Annotated in this window: 16 protein-coding genes; 6 read left to right on the top strand and 10 right to left on the bottom strand. The window is 40.2% G+C overall.

Annotated features, from left to right (window positions below):
• The first annotated feature begins 29 nt into the window (after window positions 1–29).
• A complete protein-coding gene (locus tag ABE099_RS17885; RefSeq protein ID WP_430032472.1) occupies window positions 30–2,306 on the top strand; it encodes a carbohydrate-binding domain-containing protein in 2,277 nt (758 codons plus the stop codon).
• A gap of 152 nt (window positions 2,307–2,458) precedes the next feature.
• Here ABE099_RS17885 and ABE099_RS17880 read toward each other — a convergent pair whose 3' ends face one another.
• The gene (locus ABE099_RS17880; protein ID WP_430032470.1) at window positions 2,459–3,874 is read right to left on the bottom strand and encodes a glycoside hydrolase family 1 protein; all 1,416 of its coding nucleotides are present in this window, start codon (window positions 3,872–3,874) and stop codon (window positions 2,459–2,461) included.
• Between the two features lie 117 nt (window positions 3,875–3,991).
• On the opposite strand from ABE099_RS17880, the gene ABE099_RS17875 reads away from it, so the two are divergent.
• Window positions 3,992–4,966, top strand: coding sequence for a LacI family DNA-binding transcriptional regulator (locus ABE099_RS17875; RefSeq protein WP_430032468.1), 975 nt, complete (start codon window positions 3,992–3,994; stop codon window positions 4,964–4,966).
• A gap of 142 nt (window positions 4,967–5,108) precedes the next feature.
• Here ABE099_RS17875 and ABE099_RS17870 read toward each other — a convergent pair whose 3' ends face one another.
• Both ABE099_RS17870 and ABE099_RS17865 read right to left on the bottom strand, forming a co-directional pair.
• Window positions 5,109–5,873, bottom strand: a complete 765-nt coding sequence (locus ABE099_RS17870) for a DUF3600 domain-containing protein (RefSeq protein ID WP_430032466.1) — start codon at window positions 5,871–5,873, stop codon at window positions 5,109–5,111.
• Complete coding sequence (locus tag ABE099_RS17865) at window positions 5,863–6,435, bottom strand: sigma-70 family RNA polymerase sigma factor (RefSeq protein WP_430032464.1); 573 nt, start codon at window positions 6,433–6,435, stop codon at window positions 5,863–5,865. The genes ABE099_RS17870 and ABE099_RS17865 overlap by 11 nt, the downstream gene beginning before the upstream one ends.
• A gap of 293 nt (window positions 6,436–6,728) precedes the next feature.
• Here ABE099_RS17865 and ABE099_RS17860 point away from each other — a divergent pair, with 293 nt between their 5' ends.
• Entirely contained in the window at window positions 6,729–7,085 is a 357-nt protein-coding gene (locus ABE099_RS17860) for a DUF1304 domain-containing protein (RefSeq protein WP_430032462.1), read from the top strand.
• 144 nt (window positions 7,086–7,229) lie between these two features.
• Here ABE099_RS17860 and ABE099_RS17855 read toward each other — a convergent pair whose 3' ends face one another.
• From ABE099_RS17855 to ABE099_RS17845, 3 genes are all read right to left on the bottom strand, one after another.
• The gene (locus ABE099_RS17855; RefSeq protein WP_430032460.1) at window positions 7,230–8,141 is read right to left on the bottom strand and encodes a metallophosphoesterase family protein; all 912 of its coding nucleotides are present in this window, start codon (window positions 8,139–8,141) and stop codon (window positions 7,230–7,232) included.
• Window positions 8,142–8,368: 227 nt separating this feature from the next.
• Window positions 8,369–8,821 (bottom strand): hypothetical protein, encoded by a 453-nt coding sequence (locus ABE099_RS17850; protein ID WP_430032458.1) that lies wholly within the window; start codon window positions 8,819–8,821, stop codon window positions 8,369–8,371.
• Window positions 8,818–9,261 carry a MarR family winged helix-turn-helix transcriptional regulator gene (locus ABE099_RS17845; RefSeq protein WP_430032456.1) on the bottom strand — a complete coding sequence of 148 codons (444 nt, stop codon included), beginning with the start codon at window positions 9,259–9,261 and terminating at the stop codon, window positions 8,818–8,820. The genes ABE099_RS17850 and ABE099_RS17845 overlap by 4 nt, the downstream gene beginning before the upstream one ends.
• 164 nt (window positions 9,262–9,425) lie before the next feature.
• Between ABE099_RS17845 and ABE099_RS17840 the strand changes: the two genes are divergently transcribed.
• The 3 genes from ABE099_RS17840 (at window position 9,426) to ABE099_RS17830 (ending at window position 14,411) form a co-directional block, all read left to right on the top strand.
• Window positions 9,426–9,908, top strand: coding sequence for a glutathione peroxidase (locus ABE099_RS17840; protein WP_430032454.1), 483 nt, complete (start codon window positions 9,426–9,428; stop codon window positions 9,906–9,908).
• Window positions 9,909–10,094: 186 nt separating this feature from the next.
• Window positions 10,095–12,158 (top strand): methyl-accepting chemotaxis protein, encoded by a 2,064-nt coding sequence (locus ABE099_RS17835; RefSeq protein WP_430032452.1) that lies wholly within the window; start codon window positions 10,095–10,097, stop codon window positions 12,156–12,158.
• A 222-nt stretch (window positions 12,159–12,380) separates the two neighbouring features.
• Window positions 12,381–14,411, top strand: a complete 2,031-nt coding sequence (locus tag ABE099_RS17830) for a methyl-accepting chemotaxis protein (RefSeq protein WP_430032450.1) — start codon at window positions 12,381–12,383, stop codon at window positions 14,409–14,411.
• Window positions 14,412–14,571: 160 nt separating this feature from the next.
• Here the strand turns inward: ABE099_RS17830 and phnE (ABE099_RS17825) are convergent, their stop codons facing one another.
• The 4 genes from phnE (ABE099_RS17825) to ABE099_RS17810 form a co-directional block, all read right to left on the bottom strand.
• Window positions 14,572–15,375, bottom strand: a complete 804-nt coding sequence (gene phnE / locus ABE099_RS17825) for a phosphonate ABC transporter, permease protein PhnE (RefSeq protein WP_430032448.1) — start codon at window positions 15,373–15,375, stop codon at window positions 14,572–14,574.
• Window positions 15,372–16,169: a phosphonate ABC transporter, permease protein PhnE gene (gene phnE / locus ABE099_RS17820; RefSeq protein WP_430032803.1), complete on the bottom strand. Its 798-nt coding sequence runs from the start codon at window positions 16,167–16,169 to the stop codon at window positions 15,372–15,374. Before phnE (ABE099_RS17820) ends, phnE (ABE099_RS17825) begins: the two co-directional genes overlap by 4 nt.
• 14 nt (window positions 16,170–16,183) lie before the next feature.
• On the bottom strand, window positions 16,184–16,972 hold the full coding sequence (phnC, locus tag ABE099_RS17815; RefSeq protein ID WP_430032446.1) for a phosphonate ABC transporter ATP-binding protein: 789 nt from the start codon (window positions 16,970–16,972) through the stop codon (window positions 16,184–16,186).
• Window positions 16,973–17,052: 80 nt separating this feature from the next.
• Window positions 17,053–18,030, bottom strand: coding sequence for a phosphate/phosphite/phosphonate ABC transporter substrate-binding protein (locus ABE099_RS17810; protein WP_430032444.1), 978 nt, complete (start codon window positions 18,028–18,030; stop codon window positions 17,053–17,055).
• Window positions 18,031–18,159: the final 129 nt, after the last annotated feature.

The following is an 18,159-nucleotide window of genomic DNA, read 5'->3' as shown; positions in this document are numbered from 1 at the left end:
CCCAATATGAATTGAGAGGAATGGTAGATATGAAAAAGAATATAACGAAGCGTAATAATAAAATAACAGGTAGCAAACTATGGTCCATCGCCATGATTACCAGCTTGCTTGCAGCATGTGGTGCTCCAGTAACCACTAGCACTGCTGCTAATGCCGCAGGTTCCACAACAGGCACGTCCAAAACAGCATCTGACAGTAAGTCAACGTTAGTGAAATATGAAGATTTGGTTTCTTTGGATGCAGATGATACCAATGTAAGCTGGACTGAAGCGGATTCCACCTTGATCAAATTGAACGGTAAAACAGCAACCGCGGCAGGCGCCGGTGCTTCCAATGTGAAGGCTGCTAATGGTTCAGTCACGATTTCGCAAGCAGGTACGTATGTGCTCAGCGGTGAGTTAACAGATGGTCAGATTGTGGTCAACGTGGCTAATAAAGGTGTGGTGCAGCTTGTGTTAAATGGAGCAAGCATTCATGACAATGACAGTGCGGGCATATTCATTCAACAGGCAGGCAAAGCAGTAATTACGCTTGAAAAGGGGACTAAGAACTTCGTCTCTGATGGCAAAACTTATGTATATGCTGATAAAAATACCGATGAGCCGGATGCGGCCATCTTCAGCAAAGCTGATCTTACATTTAATGGTGCAGGCCAATTGACCGTTACAGGGAACTATAATGAAGGGATTACAAGTAAGGATGATCTGAAAATCATTAGTGGTTCTATTAGTGTCAAGGCAGCCGATGATGGCATCAAAGGTAAAGACATGGTTGCGATTCAGACAGGAACGATTAAAATCGATGCAGCAGGTGATGGGATTAAATCCAACAATGATAAGGATATCAATAAAGGATTTGTTGCCATTGCAGACGGAACCTTCGACATAGTTAGTGGTAGCGACGGTATTCAAGCAGAGACTACACTGGTCATGGATGGTGGCATTTTTAATATTGAGACTGCTGGCGGAAGCGTAAATGCACCAGATAAAGTTGAAAAAGGTTTTGGCGGGCGCATGGGCTTTGGTGGAGATCGCGGTGGCATTGATCGTGGTGGTCCAATGGATGGAACTACACCTCCAGCGAACATGAATACTAGTAGCACAACAACACATTCAACTACATCAACTCCTTCTGCTTCTACTAGCACAAAGAAAGGGTCTGATTCCAAAGCTGATACAGACAATGCAGTGGCTACAACAGAAGAAGAATCTACTAGTGCAAAGGCACTTAAAGCAGGAACGGAGCTTACTGTGAATGGTGGGACGTATACCATTGATTCAATGGACGATTCCTTGCATAGCAACAGCAATGTGACAGTAAATGGGGGCACCTTCACCATTCAGTCTGGTGATGACGGTATTCATGCTGATCAAGCGTTAACGATTAACGGTGGAACAATTAAAATCACCAAAAGTTACGAAGGACTTGAAGGAGCAATCATTACTTTAAATGATGGAGACGTTGATGTGACATCCTCAGATGATGGTGTAAATGCGGCTGGTGATGAGGCAACAACGAGTGACACAACAGCTAGCACAACGGCTAAAGCCGCAAGTGGCAGCACTTCTACTACGAATACAAGCAAAGCAACCACTGACACAACAAGCACTTCGACAACTGACACAGCTGCCAAAGATACAAATGCTAATCAGCAAAGCCGTGGTTCAAAGGGAATACCTGGTAGATCCTCCAGCAATAACGAGCTTCGCATTAATGGAGGTTTTCTCACTGTGAATGCTGATGGGGATGGTTTGGACTCTAATGGCTCCATAACGATGACAGGTGGAACGGTTATTGTAAATGGCCCAACAGCTAGTGGTAACGGTGCACTGGATTATGATGGGACATTTGTGATCAGTGGCGGATATTTGATAGCAGCAGGAAGCTCAGGCATGGCACAGGGTACATCTGATACTTCGACGCAAAATACGCTAGTCATGACCTTCCCTGAAACACAAAAAGCTGGAACACTCGTTCATGTTCAGGACAGTAAGGGTACTAACATTGTTACATTTGCACCAGCTAAAAACTATCAAAATGTAGTTATTAGCTCCCCGAATCTTACTAAGGATGGCTCTTACATTGTCTATTCAGGTGGAACCTCCACAGGTAAAGCAGTGGATGGATTGTATACAGGTGGAACGTATAGTGGCGGTACTAAATTTGTTGCCTTCCAGTCAACAAGCAATGTGACTTGGGTAAATGAGTCAAATGTAACGACAGCACGATCTGGTATGGGTGGCTTTGGTGGCGGTGGGAAAGGCGGATTTGATGGCGCACGTAACCGCCCAAAGCCAAGTAATTAACACAATTAGACCTCGAAATTACGATACTCGTTAATTTCGAGGTCTAGTTTTTGTTTTATAGGCTATACGGAACTAATACAATCTTCCACACTAAAATGAATTAGCTCAAACTGAAGAAGAATTAGTGCATTCCGACTTTACCTTAATTTATCTTAACGCTTCAAGCTTTCCCCGTTTGTACTAATTACTTCTTTGTACCAGTGGAACGATTTTTTACGGTATCTTTCTAGTGTGCCTGAGCCGTCATCGTGACGATCTACGTAGATGAAGCCATAACGCTTTTTAAGCTGTGCAGTGGAAGCACTAACAAGGTCGATACAACCCCAAGGCGTGTAGCCCATTACTTCTACGCCATCCGCAATCGCTTCACCAACTTGCACAAGGTGATCGTTTAAATATTGGATACGGTAGTCATCCTCAACCGTCTTTTCGCCTTTCTCATTTGTAATCAGCTCATCTACAGCACCAAGTCCATTTTCCACGATAAATAATGGTTTTTGGTAACGATCGTAGAAGGAGTTGAGTACATAACGTAGACCTTTCGGGTCAATTTGCCAGCCCCATTCACTTGCTTCAAGATACGGATTAGGTACGCCAGCAAAAATATTTCCGCCACCTTTATTGTATTTACTTAGGTCAGCAGCCTGACAAATACTTACGTAATAGCTAAATGAGATGAAATCAACCGTGTTTTTCAAAATTTCCTCGTCGCCTGGCTCGAAATGAATGTTGATGTTATTTTCTTTGAAATAACGTTTCATGTATCCAGGATATTCACCTCTTACGTGAACGTCAGCAAAGAAGTCATTTTTATGGTTATATTCCATCGTTGCAATGACATCATCAGGATTTGGTGTAATTGGATACGTCGGCAAGCTAAGCACCATACAACCGATTTGAGCGTCTGGATCAATTTCATGACCGATTTTTACTGCTAACGCGCTAGCTACAAATTCGTGGTGACAAGCTTGGTAAAGATCTTGTTTACTTAATTGTTCTTTTGGCGTCCAGATCCCACCACTCATAAATGGCGCTTCAAGGATAGAGTTGATTTCATTAAAAGTGAGCCAGTATTTCACTTTACCTTTATAGCGTGTAAACAATGTACGTACATAACGCTCATAGAAGCCAACGAGGTCACGGTTAACCCAGCCGTTATATTCCTTAGATAAGTGTAATGGCGTCTCATAGTGAGAAATCGTTACAAGTGGTTCAATGCCATATTTTAAACATTCGTCAAAAAGGTCATCATAAAATTGTAGTCCCTTTTCGTTTGGCTCAAGCTCGTCCCCTTTAGGGAAAATACGTGACCAAGCGATTGAGGTTCTGAACGTTTTGAAGCCCATTTCTGCAAATAACTTAACATCTTCTTTATAGCGATGATAAAAGTCAATTCCAATTAATTTCATGTTGTCTTCGGTAGGCACGTCTGTAATTGGACCGGCGATCCCTTGTGGAGAAATATCTTGTGTAGACCAGCCCTTGCCATCCTCTTCATAAGCCCCTTCACATTGGTTAGCCGCTACAGCTCCACCCCATAGAAAGTTTTTTGGAAATTGTATGCTCATGTTATCCCGCCTTTATATTTTTTAAATGTGGTAAACTAATGAATATAAGCCTTTAATGGCATCGTAATAGATGTAACGCGTTACATGTCAAGTTTTTATTCCAGAAGGAGGATCAGAATGGCGAGTCTAGATCAAATTGCGAAGATTTCCGGTTATTCGAAAGCCACTGTATCTAGAGTTCTGAACAACTCTCCCCATGTTAATCCCCAAACAAGAGATAAAATTTTAGAGATCATGAAGCAACTAGATTATGTGCCAAATCGGAATGCGATCTCCTTAGCTAAAGGGAGGACGATGCAAATTGGTGTCATTACGGCTGTCATCAATGAGGTCATGCTGCCTTTCCTAAATAGCTTTGTGAAGACAGCGGAACGATATGGGTTTCAGAGTATTATTTACATTACATATGGTGACGAAAAAAAGGAGCTACAGGCCTTTAATGATTTGAAACAAAAAAGGGTGGATGGACTAGCTATTGTTAATTCATCTATTAACCCAGATTTAATCGCTACTTACTTGAAATATGGACCAATCGTATCATGGCAACGCATGGATCAACCCGAGCTTCAGTGGGTGTCGATGGATCAGTATGAAGGTTATTCACTTGCTTTAGAGCATTTACTTCAAAAAGGCTATCGACGTATCGCCAATGCTTTTGGCCGAAGTGCAAGTATTAATACTCTGAATAGACGAAGAGCGTATGAAGCTTGGATGAAACAGTATAATTTGCCCGTGATGTCGGATTTTTATTATTCTGATATTCATAGTATTCCAGATGGTGAGCAGGTTATGGTGGATTTAGTGACGACAGGTAAAATTGAGCAGGTGGATGCGATTTTGTGTGCCAATGATTATGTTGCCGCAGGCATGTTTACACAGGCACATCGAGAAGGGATTTCTATACCAAATGAGATTGCCATTATTGGATTTGATAACACCGCAATTTCAAAAACACTTGGCATAACTACCATCGACAATCCAATCAAGCTGCAAGGCGAAAATGCTTTTTTTATTTTGTCACAGCGGCTGCTGAAGGAGCCCATTCTCCTCCATGAGTTAAGCTTTAGGCTAGTGGAGAGGGAGACGACTTAGGAAGAGGGATTGGGGAAGATGAGTGAAGGAATAGCCAGAAAAAGGGAAAAATCAGAATGAGATAGAAAAAAATAGAGATATAAAAAGAGAAGAGACACTCGCCCCCTTTTGAGGAGAGCTACTGTCTCTTTTTTAAATATATTTATTTAGTTTTGTAGCCTAATCGCTCTAAATATTTTAGTAGCTTGGGTCTTATTTCATTTACCTCAGCTTGCTTTTCCTTTGATAAACGATCCCAATGTAGAGTATAACCATCTTTTTCATCGGTTACAGTGGATTTATAGCTCCACATCGTCTCATAAATATGTTTAAAATCTTTATATTCTGTTTCAGTAAACTGCACCTTGGCTTCCTTTAAAGCCTTCTCCCAAAAGGCTGACTCATCCATAGGAGATGTAGCTGTTGTCTGCTTATCTAACATCTCTAATCGTTCAAATAGAGGGATCATTTTCTCAGTTAAAGCTGTATAACGTTCTTGCTCTTGCTTGCTCCACGTTGTCGGATCGATAGTACCGCTAGAATCAGCATATTTTAGATAAAACTGACCATACTCCTTCAATATAGTCATAAATTTACTATACTCTTCATGGCTAAGTTCGCTCTTAGCCATTAATAGCTTCTTTTCTAACCTTTCATACTGTTGCTCCGTCCCTCCCAATTGCAACACGGCTTCTTTAGAGCCATAAATAGTATCTGCTAAGTAATGGTACCCTGCATAAGCACCTACAGGAATAAGTAGTAAAGCGGTAACGATGACGGAAATAAGCCACTTCTTCATTGTTTTACCTCCTTGTGTAGCTGAAATTTCCTTTACAATTTGGTACTGGAGGTGGGAGGGAGCTGTCCAATGCTTGGTATGCTCTTGTAGAGCCTTTTGTAATTGGTGATTAAGGTCATTATGACTCATGCCAGTTCTCCACCTTTCCACTGATTAAAGGAAGTAATGTTTGCTTTTTTCTTAATTTTTGTAATGCTGCATGTATGCGTGATTTAACAGTTCCAAGTGGAATACTTAATATTTCAGCGATCTCTTCTTGAGTGTATTGGTTCAAGTAATGTAAAATAACAACCTGCTTGAGCTTGAAAGGGAGTTTGTTTACTGCATGTATTAACGCTTGCTGGGACATTTTATCCGCTAGTTCAGGAGAGAAATCTTGCTGAATTTCTTCTCTCACTTCGGCTTTCTGTAGCAGACGAAATTGGCGCCATCTTTGTCTCCGATAGGTTTGGATTTGTCGAATAGCAATTGCCATAAGCCAAGGGCGGAAGGGGCGTGTCAGATCATAGTGTTGCAATGAGCGGTACACGGAAATATATATTTCTTGCACAATATCATCGGTATCTGTGAGGTTTGTAACAAGAAACCGAACCGTTCGATATACATCCTGAACCGTGATTTCATAAAGTGTTCGATAAGCTTCCACACTGCCGGCTAGCGTGGACTTAATTAGTTCTTTTTCAGTATCCATGATCTGCTCCCTACCTTCTCTTTTCACACCGCGCGGTGTTTTGCTGCACCTTACATACTATATTGGTTAGATCTTTTAATATCGTTCGATTTATTTTTTAAAAACATTTAATTGCATACAATGGAATTGTGCGTTAATATATATAGTAGCTGAAATGCAGATAAGCATTTTTAAGTTACAAATTAAAAATTAGAAATTTCGGATAAAGCTTAAGATGAGTACATGACAACCTGCTGACTACCGCCTTTATATAGCCGAAATTCCTATATAATTTATGGAAAAGAGGAAATGAGATGGAAATACTTGCGATTGTTTTAGTTTCAATTGTTGCCCTCGAACATGTGTATATTATGATTATGGAAATGTTTATGTGGGAAACGAAAGGGCCAACGGTGTTTGGTTTAGAGCCTAACTTTGCGAAGCAAACGAAAGGATTAGCGGCCAACCAAGGCTTATATAACGGATTTCTTGCGGCTGGTTTAGTGTGGGGGCTTGTTCATCCTAACGCTACTTTTGGTCATCAGCTTACTTTATTTTTCTTAATTTGTGTTGCAATTGCTGCGATTTATGGTGCATTAACATCTAGCAAATCGATATTAGTGAAGCAAGGGATTCCTGCATTTTTAGCGATTATCGCTGTTTTACTATAAAGTAATAATAACAAACAGCCTAACTCCACGAATAAGGGATAGTTACACACATCCCTAATTGAGAAGTTAGGCTGTTTGTTTGTCGTTTTTGATCGATAAAAAAAGTTTCATGTGGAACATTGTCGAAAAATATATGAATTAGGGCTATGAAGCCGAAGAGTTACATTGGTCATCACTTGGAATCTCAATCGTAAATTGTGCAGAAGGAATCCATTTTCTTCGTAAAAAATCTCTTCCTTTTATTTTAATGTGATCCTCATACACCTCTACATAATAACCTTGACTACCCACAACCGGCTCATGCTCATCATTCCATAAATAGGCGGTGGACGCTACATTTAGCATAACTGGACCTTGTGGAGAGGAGGGATCGTAATAGATCGTATTTTTTGATTCCATCTCCCAATGGGTATGCCCTGTAAATAAAATGAGATTGGGGTATTTCAGTAAAATGCTTCTTAGCTGTTCATCTTCCTGTACGCCGTAAAAGCTTTGATCTTCCGATGAGCCTGCAACGGTGTTTATTAGTGGTTGGTGAAGAAATATAAACGTATGGCGATCAAAGTGTTGATCGTGATCCCCTTGCTCCTGTAGCTTTTCCTCAAGCCATTGGAGTTGCGTATCACTTAGTGTACAAAACGATTCCAATCCTTCCTCTGTACCAAGAAAGAGAAAATGATAACCTTTTAGCCAAAGATCGTAATAAGGAGCAGGGGAGTGAGTATAAGATAAAAATTGCTTCAAGCTAACATGGAAGTCGCCAACTCCGACATCATGGTTGCCTAAGGTGTAATGAATATTAGGAAGGTAGGCATGATATTTATTAATGATTCGTATCAGTTCCCTATATTCCTCGCTGTAGCCATGCTCAGTAATATCACCAACATGCATAATCGCATGACTGGATGGAGCTTGTGAATAAATATCCTGTAGAACACGTTCAAAATTTACGTTATATGCATGGGAAGGACTAGGAGTAAGATGGGTATCTGTAATAACCTGAAAGGAGAGCAGGGGCAGCTGTGTTTTCTTTTCCTCAGATTCATGTTGAAGCATCATGCTACCTCCTATTTTGTAATTTCAATTTGAGTGTAGGACGAGATAATCTGATCTGCATCGGGAAATTGTTCAGCAGGGATATAGTTATGGTTTTAGGATTATAGTCAGTGTACTCCCTCTGCATTCGGGTGACATCATAGCTGTATTAAATCTATGTAAAAAAACCCAAACGACCGTCCGCTTAATCCTAAGTTAGAATTTTGCTAGATCATTTGGGTTTAATATTAATTTTGCATGACCGCATCTACACCTACAACGATCATACTTATAATACCTGTGAATACAACCGTTAATTGCTTCTTGCTAAGCTTAATGGGATCAAAGACGATAGGGAGTAGCCATTTCATGCAGAGTAAACCCCACAGGACTACAACACCAATCACAAAAAGCAATCGTTTCCCAAGCCTCAATGTCTGTGCAGACGATAAAGCACTTGAAAATAGTAGTTCTTTGCTTAAGTAAATAGAGAATCCTATCAAAACAAGAAAGGTAACCAAGATAGCCATCGTTCCCATAATATAAGCGACATCTTTATTAAAAAAGGCGGAGACACTTTTTTTCTTCATTTGAGGTAAACCAATTAGAAAAAAGACAATCCCCATCACAAATGCACTTAATCCAAAGGTTAGGATAAGGCTATTTGCGGCGATTCCAATCATACCAATGACTTTTATCAAGATTTTTTAGACCCAATTTTGCTTAGTAGGTTTTGAACCTGAGCATGTAATTGCTTCGCGTCCTCTAGCTCTACTTCGGTATCTTGGAATAGCTTGCAAGGAATTTCATTGGCAGCTTGCTCCATCTCTCTACCCTCAGGTGTCACTGTAATTAATACGTTACGTTCATCGTGCTGATCTCGGGTACGTTTAATTAAGCCCATTGCTTCAAGCTTTTTTAATAGTGGGGTTAATGTACCTGAGTCAAGATATAATCGTTGTCCAAGATCCTTGACCGTGGTATTATCCTGCTCCCACAATGCGATCATCGTAATATATTGGGTATACGTTAAATTAAGATCCTGTAAAATAGGGCGGTACAGCTTCATAATCTCTCTAGAACATGCGTAAAAGGCAAAACATAGCTGATCATCTAGCTTCAAAGTATTTTTATTTTCCATATTGTTATCACCTGCCATTTAATTGTATGCAATTTTTTTTATTATAGCATTGCTTTCATACAGCGTCAAAGTAAAGCGTTCTTTAACAAAATTGACTTCCTAATATAAATTGAATACAATTTAATTAAGGGTAACACAATTAGGAAATAGGAGATGAGCGAGTCATGTCTATTTACGATATTCCAGTAACAACAATTAAAGGGCAATCGGAAACGCTTGCGGATTATAAGGGTAAAGTGATGTTAATTGTAAATACGGCAACAAAATGTGGTCTTGCGCCTCAATTTAAAGGACTACAGAAGTTGTATGACGATTACAAGGAGCAAGGCTTTGTTGTGCTTGGGTTCCCATGTGGACAGTTTGCCAACCAAGAACCAGGGGATAATGAACAAGTCGCTCAAGCTTGTGAGCTTAACTTCGGTGTTAATTTCCCTCTCTATGCCAAAATAGATGTAAATGGAAAAAATGCACATCCACTATTTCAGCATCTCACAACAGAAGCACCAGGTTTATTGGGCTCCAAATCGATTAAGTGGAATTTCACTAAATTCCTGATTGATCAAGAAGGCAAAGTCGTGAAGCGTTTTGCACCTAAAGATGATCCAAAAGAAGTAGATTCTTATATTCGTGAGTTACTTCAAAAGTAAAAAAATGAGTTCGATTTTATAATCACATAAAGTCATTATTATCGTTAAGAGATGTTTTCCATATGGGAAATCATCTCTTTTTCTCTTTTTATAGAAATATAATACTAATTAACCTTTATTTACATTTACGCAGGTTTAGCCGATATATATGATTAAATTACAATTACATACAAGGAGGGTTCTATTTTGAATTTAAAATTGAAAAAGTCAAAAAAGTCAGATAAGTCAAATCAATCAAATAAGTTCATTAATTCTAAAAAGGTACATAGTAGAACAGGATTTAAAAATCGAATGAACAATTTTAAAGTGAAGCTTATTTTTATTACGGTATTTATTTTATTAGTGCCATCTCTCGTTATTGGTTATTTGGCGGCTACTAGTGCCCAAGATGGGATTGTCCAACAGCTTAAAGATAGTGCAAAACAATCGGTAGCTTCCGTTAATATTTTAATTGATCGTATGATTCAACCTAAAATCCATGATGTTGAGCATTTTGCTAACCAAGTCCAAGGTGAAGATGCCCATGCTGAAAATGAGCGGGAATCACTTTTGAATTCTTTTAAGCAATATATCGCATTACATCCTGAAGTAACTCAAATTTATTACGGGTCAAAAAAAGGGGAGTTTATTCAATACCCTGACAGTGAACTACCTAGTGATTTTGATCCTAGAAAGCGAGAATGGTATCAGACTGCAATACAGGGCAACGGGAAAGCCATGATCAATCCTCCACATCTTCCTGCTGGTGGAAATGAAATGGTCGCTTCTGTTTCAATTGAAACGAAGGATGGTGCAGGTGTTATCGGGGTTGATCTTGATATAGAAGAATTTAAGCGTGAGGTTGTGACGGTACAGATTGGGAAACAAGGCTATTCTATTTTGTTAGATCAAAATAAAAAATATATACTTCATCCTACGATTGAGGCGGGTCAAGTTGCCAAGGAGTTTTTTGCATTAAAAATGTTTGAAGGTGAGTCAGGAGAATTTGATTATGAGATTGAAGGAGATAACAAATACCTTCAGTATACAACGAATAAATTAACAGGATGGAAGCTGGCGGGTACACTTTATTATTCAGAGACCGATGAGATTACTAATTCGATTAATAGAACTACAGGCTTTACTGCATTGATATGCCTCGTCATTGGGGGAATCTTAATTACCTTTATGGTCAGATCGATTGTAAAACCAATTAAAACCCTTGTAAAGCAAGCCTCTTATATTAGTGAAGGTGATTTAACACAAGAGGTTCATATCCAGTCGGAGGATGAGATAGGTCAGCTGGCTAAGGCATTTCAGGGCATGCAAAATAAGCTACATGATTTAATTCAGGAAGTAAGAACAAATGCGGAGCACGTTGCCTCCTCTTCCAATGAGCTTAAAATGAGTGCAGAGCAGACAAGCCGTGCGAGTGAACAGGTATCTGTAGCAGTACAGGAAATCGCAGGTGGCGCAGAGAAGCAAACGGTGGGCTTAGAGCTGAACTCGAATGCACTTGCTGAAATTTCAAATGGAGTCACATTGATTGCGGAGCGTTCCAGTGCTGTAGCTGATTTGGCTAGATTGTCTTCAACTCAGGCAGAGGATGGTGGAAAATCATTACGACAAGCAGGAGATCAGATGTATTCAATCTATCAATCAGTGTCTGTTTCAAACGAAACACTACAAATTTTATATCAACGCTCTCAAGAAATTGGAGAAATTACAGGTGCAATTCGTAGTATTGCGAGTCAAACTAATCTATTAGCTCTAAATGCTGCTATTGAGGCTGCAAGAGCAGGGGAACATGGCAGTGGTTTTGCCGTGGTTGCAGATGAAGTGCGTAAGCTGGCTGAGCAATCTGAAGTGTCGGCGAAGCAGATTTCGGATTTGATTACTTTGGTTCAGCAGGATACCGATAGTGCAGTGCAAACGATGAACAAGGTGACGTCCGAAGTGGAGGAAGGTCTAAATATATCTGGAGTTACATTACAAAAACTAGAAGGAACGTTATCTGGTATTCAAGAAACCACGCCACAGATTGAAGAAATCGCAGCTACAGCCGAAGAAATGGCGGCAAGTGTTCAGCAGATTACATCTACAGCAAATGAGCTAGCCTCGATTGCGGTTGGAAATGCAACGATTTGTGAGGAGGTCGCGGCCTCTGCGGAGGAGCAGCTTGCTTCGATGGAGGAAATATCTGCATCGGTACAGATGTTATCAGAGATGGCGTCACAATTAAAGAAAACGATTGAGATATTTAAAGTATAATCGTCATTTTGCTGTAAGACAGAAGGCTCATCACTAATTATAATGATGACGAATCGGATAGAGGTAAGTTAGAATGATGAAAACGGTGTTTTGCTTACAAGCAGAGCATCGTTTTTTAATTTAGCTAATTCTCCCTAATTACCCTCTATTTTACTTCACGAATTACATAGCCGATATATATAATAAGACGATGTGCATTTTAGACAAAAAGGGGAGACAATAATGACAAAAACAAAAAAGGAACAAAAAAGAAAGGAGTTTAAAACTAGGAGCTATAAAAGAAAACGACTAAATATTCGCTTTAATGATTTCAAGGTGAAGATGGTTATGGTTACAGCAGCCATTCTTTTAATTCCATCGCTTACGATTGGTTTATTAGCTTCTAACAGTGCAAAAACTGGGGTTGAGACTCAACTTAAACAGAGTACAAGTCAATCTGTAGCTTCAATTAACGAGTTAATTAATACGATGATGAAACCTAAGGTGCACGATGCTGAGTATTTTGCAAAAGGAATAAACTATGAAAAAATAATGAATGAGCGCGAAGACGTATTAAAATCATTTAATGAGTATTTAACACTCCATCCTGAGGTAAGCCAGATTTATTTTGCAACAAAAGAAGGGGAATACATTAACTTTCCTATGAAGGAAATGCCTTCAGATTATGATCCAAGAACACGTCCTTGGTACGAGCCTGCAATAAATGCAAAAGGAAAGGCAGTAATTAATCAGCCTAATCTATCCATTGGAACAGGGAAGATGGTCACCTCAATATCGGCAGAGGCAGCGGATGGATCTGGTGTAATAGGAATAGATTTAGACTTATCTAACTTTAAGAGTCAAGTGGAAACGATTAAAATTGGTGAGGAAGGTTATGCAATACTTTTAGATAAAAATAAACATTACATATTGCATCCTACATTTGAGGCAGGTCGAGAAGTTAAGGAAGAGTTTAATTTAAAAATGTATGAAGCGGATAAAAATGCATACGATTTTCCATTTCAAGGTAAAGCTAAATATCTTCAATATACTACGAATGAACTGACCGGCTGGAAAATAGCAGGAACGTTGTATTATTCAGAAACAGATAGCATTATGAATACGATTACCTTTACAACGATGATGGCGGCGGGTATATGTCTTGTAATCGGTGGGTTGTTTATATTCTTCATGATCCGATCTATTGTGAAACCTATTGCATTACTTGTGAAGCAAGCTGGGTATGTAAGTGAAGGGGACTTAACGCAAGAAATTATAATAAAATCAGAAGATGAGATTGGTCAGTTGGGTATGGCGTTCCAAGCAATGCAAACTAAGCTACGGTCATTAATTCAGGATGTTAGAACGAGTGCAGAGCATGTTGCTACGTCTTCTGGGGAGCTTACAATGAGCGCGGAGCAGACAAGCCGAGCAAGTGAACAAGTATCTGAAGCGGTACAAGAAATTGCGAGTGGTGCAGAGAAGCAGACGATCGGCTTAGAGCAAAACTCCAATGCACTAGAGGAAATTGCAAATGGCGTCACTCTAATTGCGGAGCGTTCTAGCGCTGTTGCAGATTTGGCGAGATTGTCTTCAACGCAAGCGGAGGAGGGGGGCAAATCCCTTCAGCAAGCTGGAGATCAGATGCAATCGATTTATGAATCGGTGGGTACATCTAATGAAACGTTGCAGGTTTTGTATAAACGATCACAGGAAATTGGAGAAATTACACAAGCGATTAGTGAAATTGCTAATCAAACCAATTTATTAGCCTTAAATGCGGCGATTGAAGCGGCGAGAGCGGGAGAGCATGGCAGTGGTTTTGCTGTTGTTGCGGATGAGGTGCGTAAGCTAGCAGAACAATCAGCGGAATCTACGAAGCAAATCTCAGCGTTAATTACGTTGGTTCAGCAGGATACAGGAAGTGCAGTCCAAACGATGAACAAGGTGACAGCTGAAGTGCAAGAAGGTCTGAATATAACTGAAGTTACCACGCAAAAGGTCGAAGCAACTTTGGCTAACATTAAAGAAACTACGCCGCAAATCGAAGAAATTGCGGCTACGGCTGAGCAAATCTCAGCAAGTGTTCAGCAAATAACATCCACAGCAAACGAGCTCGCTTCGATTGCAGTTGGGAATGCAGCTACATCTGAGGAGGTTGCGGCTTCTGCGGAGGAGCAACTCGCTTCGATGGAGGAAATTTCAGCTTCGGCGCAAACGTTGTCGGACATGGCAGCACAATTGAAGAAAACGATTGGAGCGTTTAAGCTTTAATATTAAAAAAAGGCTGTTCCACAAGTCTAGGAATTGACCCCGTCTTTCAAACGGGAGTCAGTTCCTCAGCTGGGGAACAGCTTTTTTCATTTTTTATCCTTCAGGCAACTGAAGCTAACTAGTAAAATGGACTGATGAGAATGAATCTATACATAAGACGTTATACGATTTTTTTACGTAACGTGCCAGAAATATAATCAATCATCGTAATCATAGCAATAATTCCGAGCAAAATGATCCCTACTCGATCCCAATTCCGAGCTGTAAGGGCGAAGCTTAATGGGGTTCCAATTCCACCTGCCCCTATGAGTCCGAGAATAGTCGCGGAGCGGACGTTAATCTCAAATCGGTACAAGGTGTAGGACAGAAACCCAGGTAAAACCTGTGGAATTACAGCGTACCATAAGATTTGCAGCTTGCTTGCACCTGTAGACGTCAGCGCTTCGATCGGTCCACGATCAATATTTTCAATTTCATCTGCAAACAGCTTACCCATCATGCCAATTGAGTGAACGCCTAAGGCGAGAACACCTGCAAAGGAGGTAGGTCCGACTGTTTTGACAAATAAAATCGCCATAATAATTTCGGGGAACGTTCGGATGAAGCTAAGCAGCATTTTACCTGATCCCGATATCGCTTTAGTTTTACTCATGTTGACAGCTGCCCAAAAAGCAAAAGGGATACATACGACTGCCGAAATAAAAGTACCTAGCACAGAGATAGCAAGTGTATCTAATAAGCCACGCAATAGATCCTCACCGTCAGGCAAATAAACATAACCCCAGTCAGGCGATAAAATACCTGCAAAGATCGCCTTCGTAATTTTCCCCGCGGTTTCCTTAATACCGCTAAATGAAACCCCAGCAAACGCCCAAATATAAATGATGGCAAGTGTGATATACACCAGATAGCGATATGGATTTTTTTTAGGTTTTGGAATAAGCTCACTTCTGATATGATTCATAATAATTTCTCCCTTAGCTTCGCACTGATATAATCAATAATCAGCACAATGACTAATGTGAACACAATAATACTGCTTGTTTTATCGTATTCAAGGAACCCTAATGTCACTTCATAATAATGACCAATTCCACCTGCACCCACAAACCCTAAAATAGCAGCAGCGCGGACATTAATTTCAAACGTATATAGTACATATGAAACAAAGTGAGCTTGAATTTGTGGAACAACCCCATATAAAATCAATTGCAGTTTATTTGCACCTACGGCTGTCATTGCTTCAAGTGGACCTGCATCAATCGTTTCCAGTGCCTCATAAGTTAACTTCGCAATAAGACCTAACGAAAATACAGCTAGCGCAAAAATACCTGGTAATGCCCCAAGTCCAAAAATAGCAACAAAAATAGCCGCAAGCAGTAAATCAGGAATCGTACGAATGAGGTTTAGCATGAAACGGATCGGATAATAAATATATTTGCGTGTCACAACATTACTTGCACTTAGCAAAGCAACAGGAACCGCCATGATTGCCCCTAAGGTCGTTCCGACTACTGCCATTCGTAATGTGTCTAACATCGCGCTAGAAATACGAGCAAAATAACCCCAATTTGGTGGAACCATTTGTTTGAGCAAATCGAACATGTTTGGTAAGCCTAACCATAACTCACTAAAGGAAACTTTCGTCTGAATGCCACTGCCCCATAACAAAATAACGAGGAGGGCAAAAGTAAAATAATGCTTTGTTTTGCTTGGGCGAGTAGGACGGATTGGGCTAGCTCCCGTAATAGCGTTCAATTCAGTTGGTGTACTCATACCACCACCTGCTCCTTCTCTTGCCCTTGTAGCAATTCATCCCTTTGAATCGGGCGACCATAAATTTCAGCAAATACTCCATCTGTCGCCTCATGAACAGGGCCATCAAATACGACCTCACCCGCACGGAGTCCAATAATACGTGTTGCATATTCTCGCGCTAAATCTATAAAATGCAGATTGATGACCGTCGTAATGCCAAGCTCACGGTTTACAGCTTTGAGATCATCCATAACTTGCTTGGTTGTTAACGGATCAAGTGATGCCACAGGCTCATCAGCGAGAATTACTTTTGCTTCTTGAGCAAGCACACGTGCAATCGCTACACGCTGCTGTTGACCACCAGAGAGCTGATCGGCACGAATATATGCCTTTTCTGGAATGTTGACACGTTCTAAGGCTTCAAATGCTAACTCGATATCCTGCTTCGGAAAATTACCGATCAAGGTACGTAGTGTAGAATGGTGACCTACCCTGCCAGCAAGCACATTACGCAAAACCGTACTCCGCTTCACAAGGTTAAAGCCTTGAAAAATCATGCCGATATCTCTACGAAGTAAGCGTAAATCACGACCTGTTGCCTTGGTGATGGATTTACCACCAATTAATATATCTCCATCTGAAATATCATGAAGGCGATTAATGGAGCGAAGCAGGGTGGATTTCCCTGCTCCGGATAGCCCAACGACAGCAATGAATTCACCTTGCTTCATGGTTAAATTAATGTTGTTTAACCCTTTGGTTCCATTTGAATATAGCTTTGTGACGTTTTTTAACTCTATCATTGCTTAGGCTCCTTTTTGTTGCTAGAACTGCTTAACAAGCTTACAGTATACTTACTCAATCTGCTTTTAGTTCAATTTACTTACTCAGTTTTTACCTTTTTGCCGTATTCACGCACAATATCAAACACTTTATCGTCGGATTTCACATAACCTTCGTGGGAATAAATTTCTTTAATGATTTTGTGTCCTTCTTCATTTTTTCCAATGTTGATAAAGGCCTCTTGGATTTTGGTCTTCCAATCTGCGTTCATGTCACTACGTACAGTAATCGTGTCATTTGGAATTGGCTCAGTAAAAGCAAGCACACGAGTATCTTCAAATACAGTTGGGTAGTCCTTCTTCACGACGTTACGTGCATCTTGGAAAATGGCTGCTGCGTCTACATCCCCGTTCAATACCGCAATGACACCTTGGTCATGTCCCTTGACAGTGAGCGCTTGAATGTCCTTTAAAGGATCAATTCCTGCGTCCATCAGCTTAGCAGCTGGCCATACAAAACCAGCAGAAGAGGTTACGTTTTGATAAGCAATTTTTTTACCCTTTAAGTCCTCAACCGTTTTGATGGGAGAGTCCTTTTTGACAATAATCATTGATTTATAAAAGTCCACAAGATCCGTTGTTGGAGCACCTGTTGTATCTTCTACGCCATAACGTTGTGCTTGTAAAATAACGTCTGCTGCCCCTTTTTCTTTAGCTAACACATAAGCTGTTGGTGGCAAAAAGCCGACATCGACCTTTTTTGAAGCCATCGCTTCAATGATCGTGTTGTAGTCAGTAGATACGCTCACACTAACGGGAATTCCTAGCTCATCGGACAATAATTTTTCTAGTGGTTTTGCTTTTGCCTCAAGTGTATCCGCATTTTGAGAAGGTACAAATTGTACAGTTAATGTCTTCTCAGGTGTATAACCTGTATCTGTTGTGCTGGTGTTGGTACTAGCTGCTGGCTTTGAACCTGAATTATTTTTGGATGCCTCACTTGCACTTCCTGAGTTACATCCACTCACTACAGCAGCGGTGATAAGTAAAGGGGCAATAAATTTCATTATCTTTTTCAAAGTAAAATGACCTCCACAAATATAATAGTGTTTTAACATTTCTAACTATAGGCTTGTTGTATTTGCGGAATGTAAGCAGAATGAAAAACTTTTGTAAAAAATTGAAATACCCCATGAAAAATACAAATG

The organism is Paenibacillus turicensis (assembly GCF_050461185.1).
Classification (GTDB): domain Bacteria; phylum Bacillota; class Bacilli; order Paenibacillales; family Paenibacillaceae; genus Fontibacillus; species Fontibacillus turicensis_A.
This window is presented reverse-complemented; position numbering and strand designations above follow the sequence as displayed.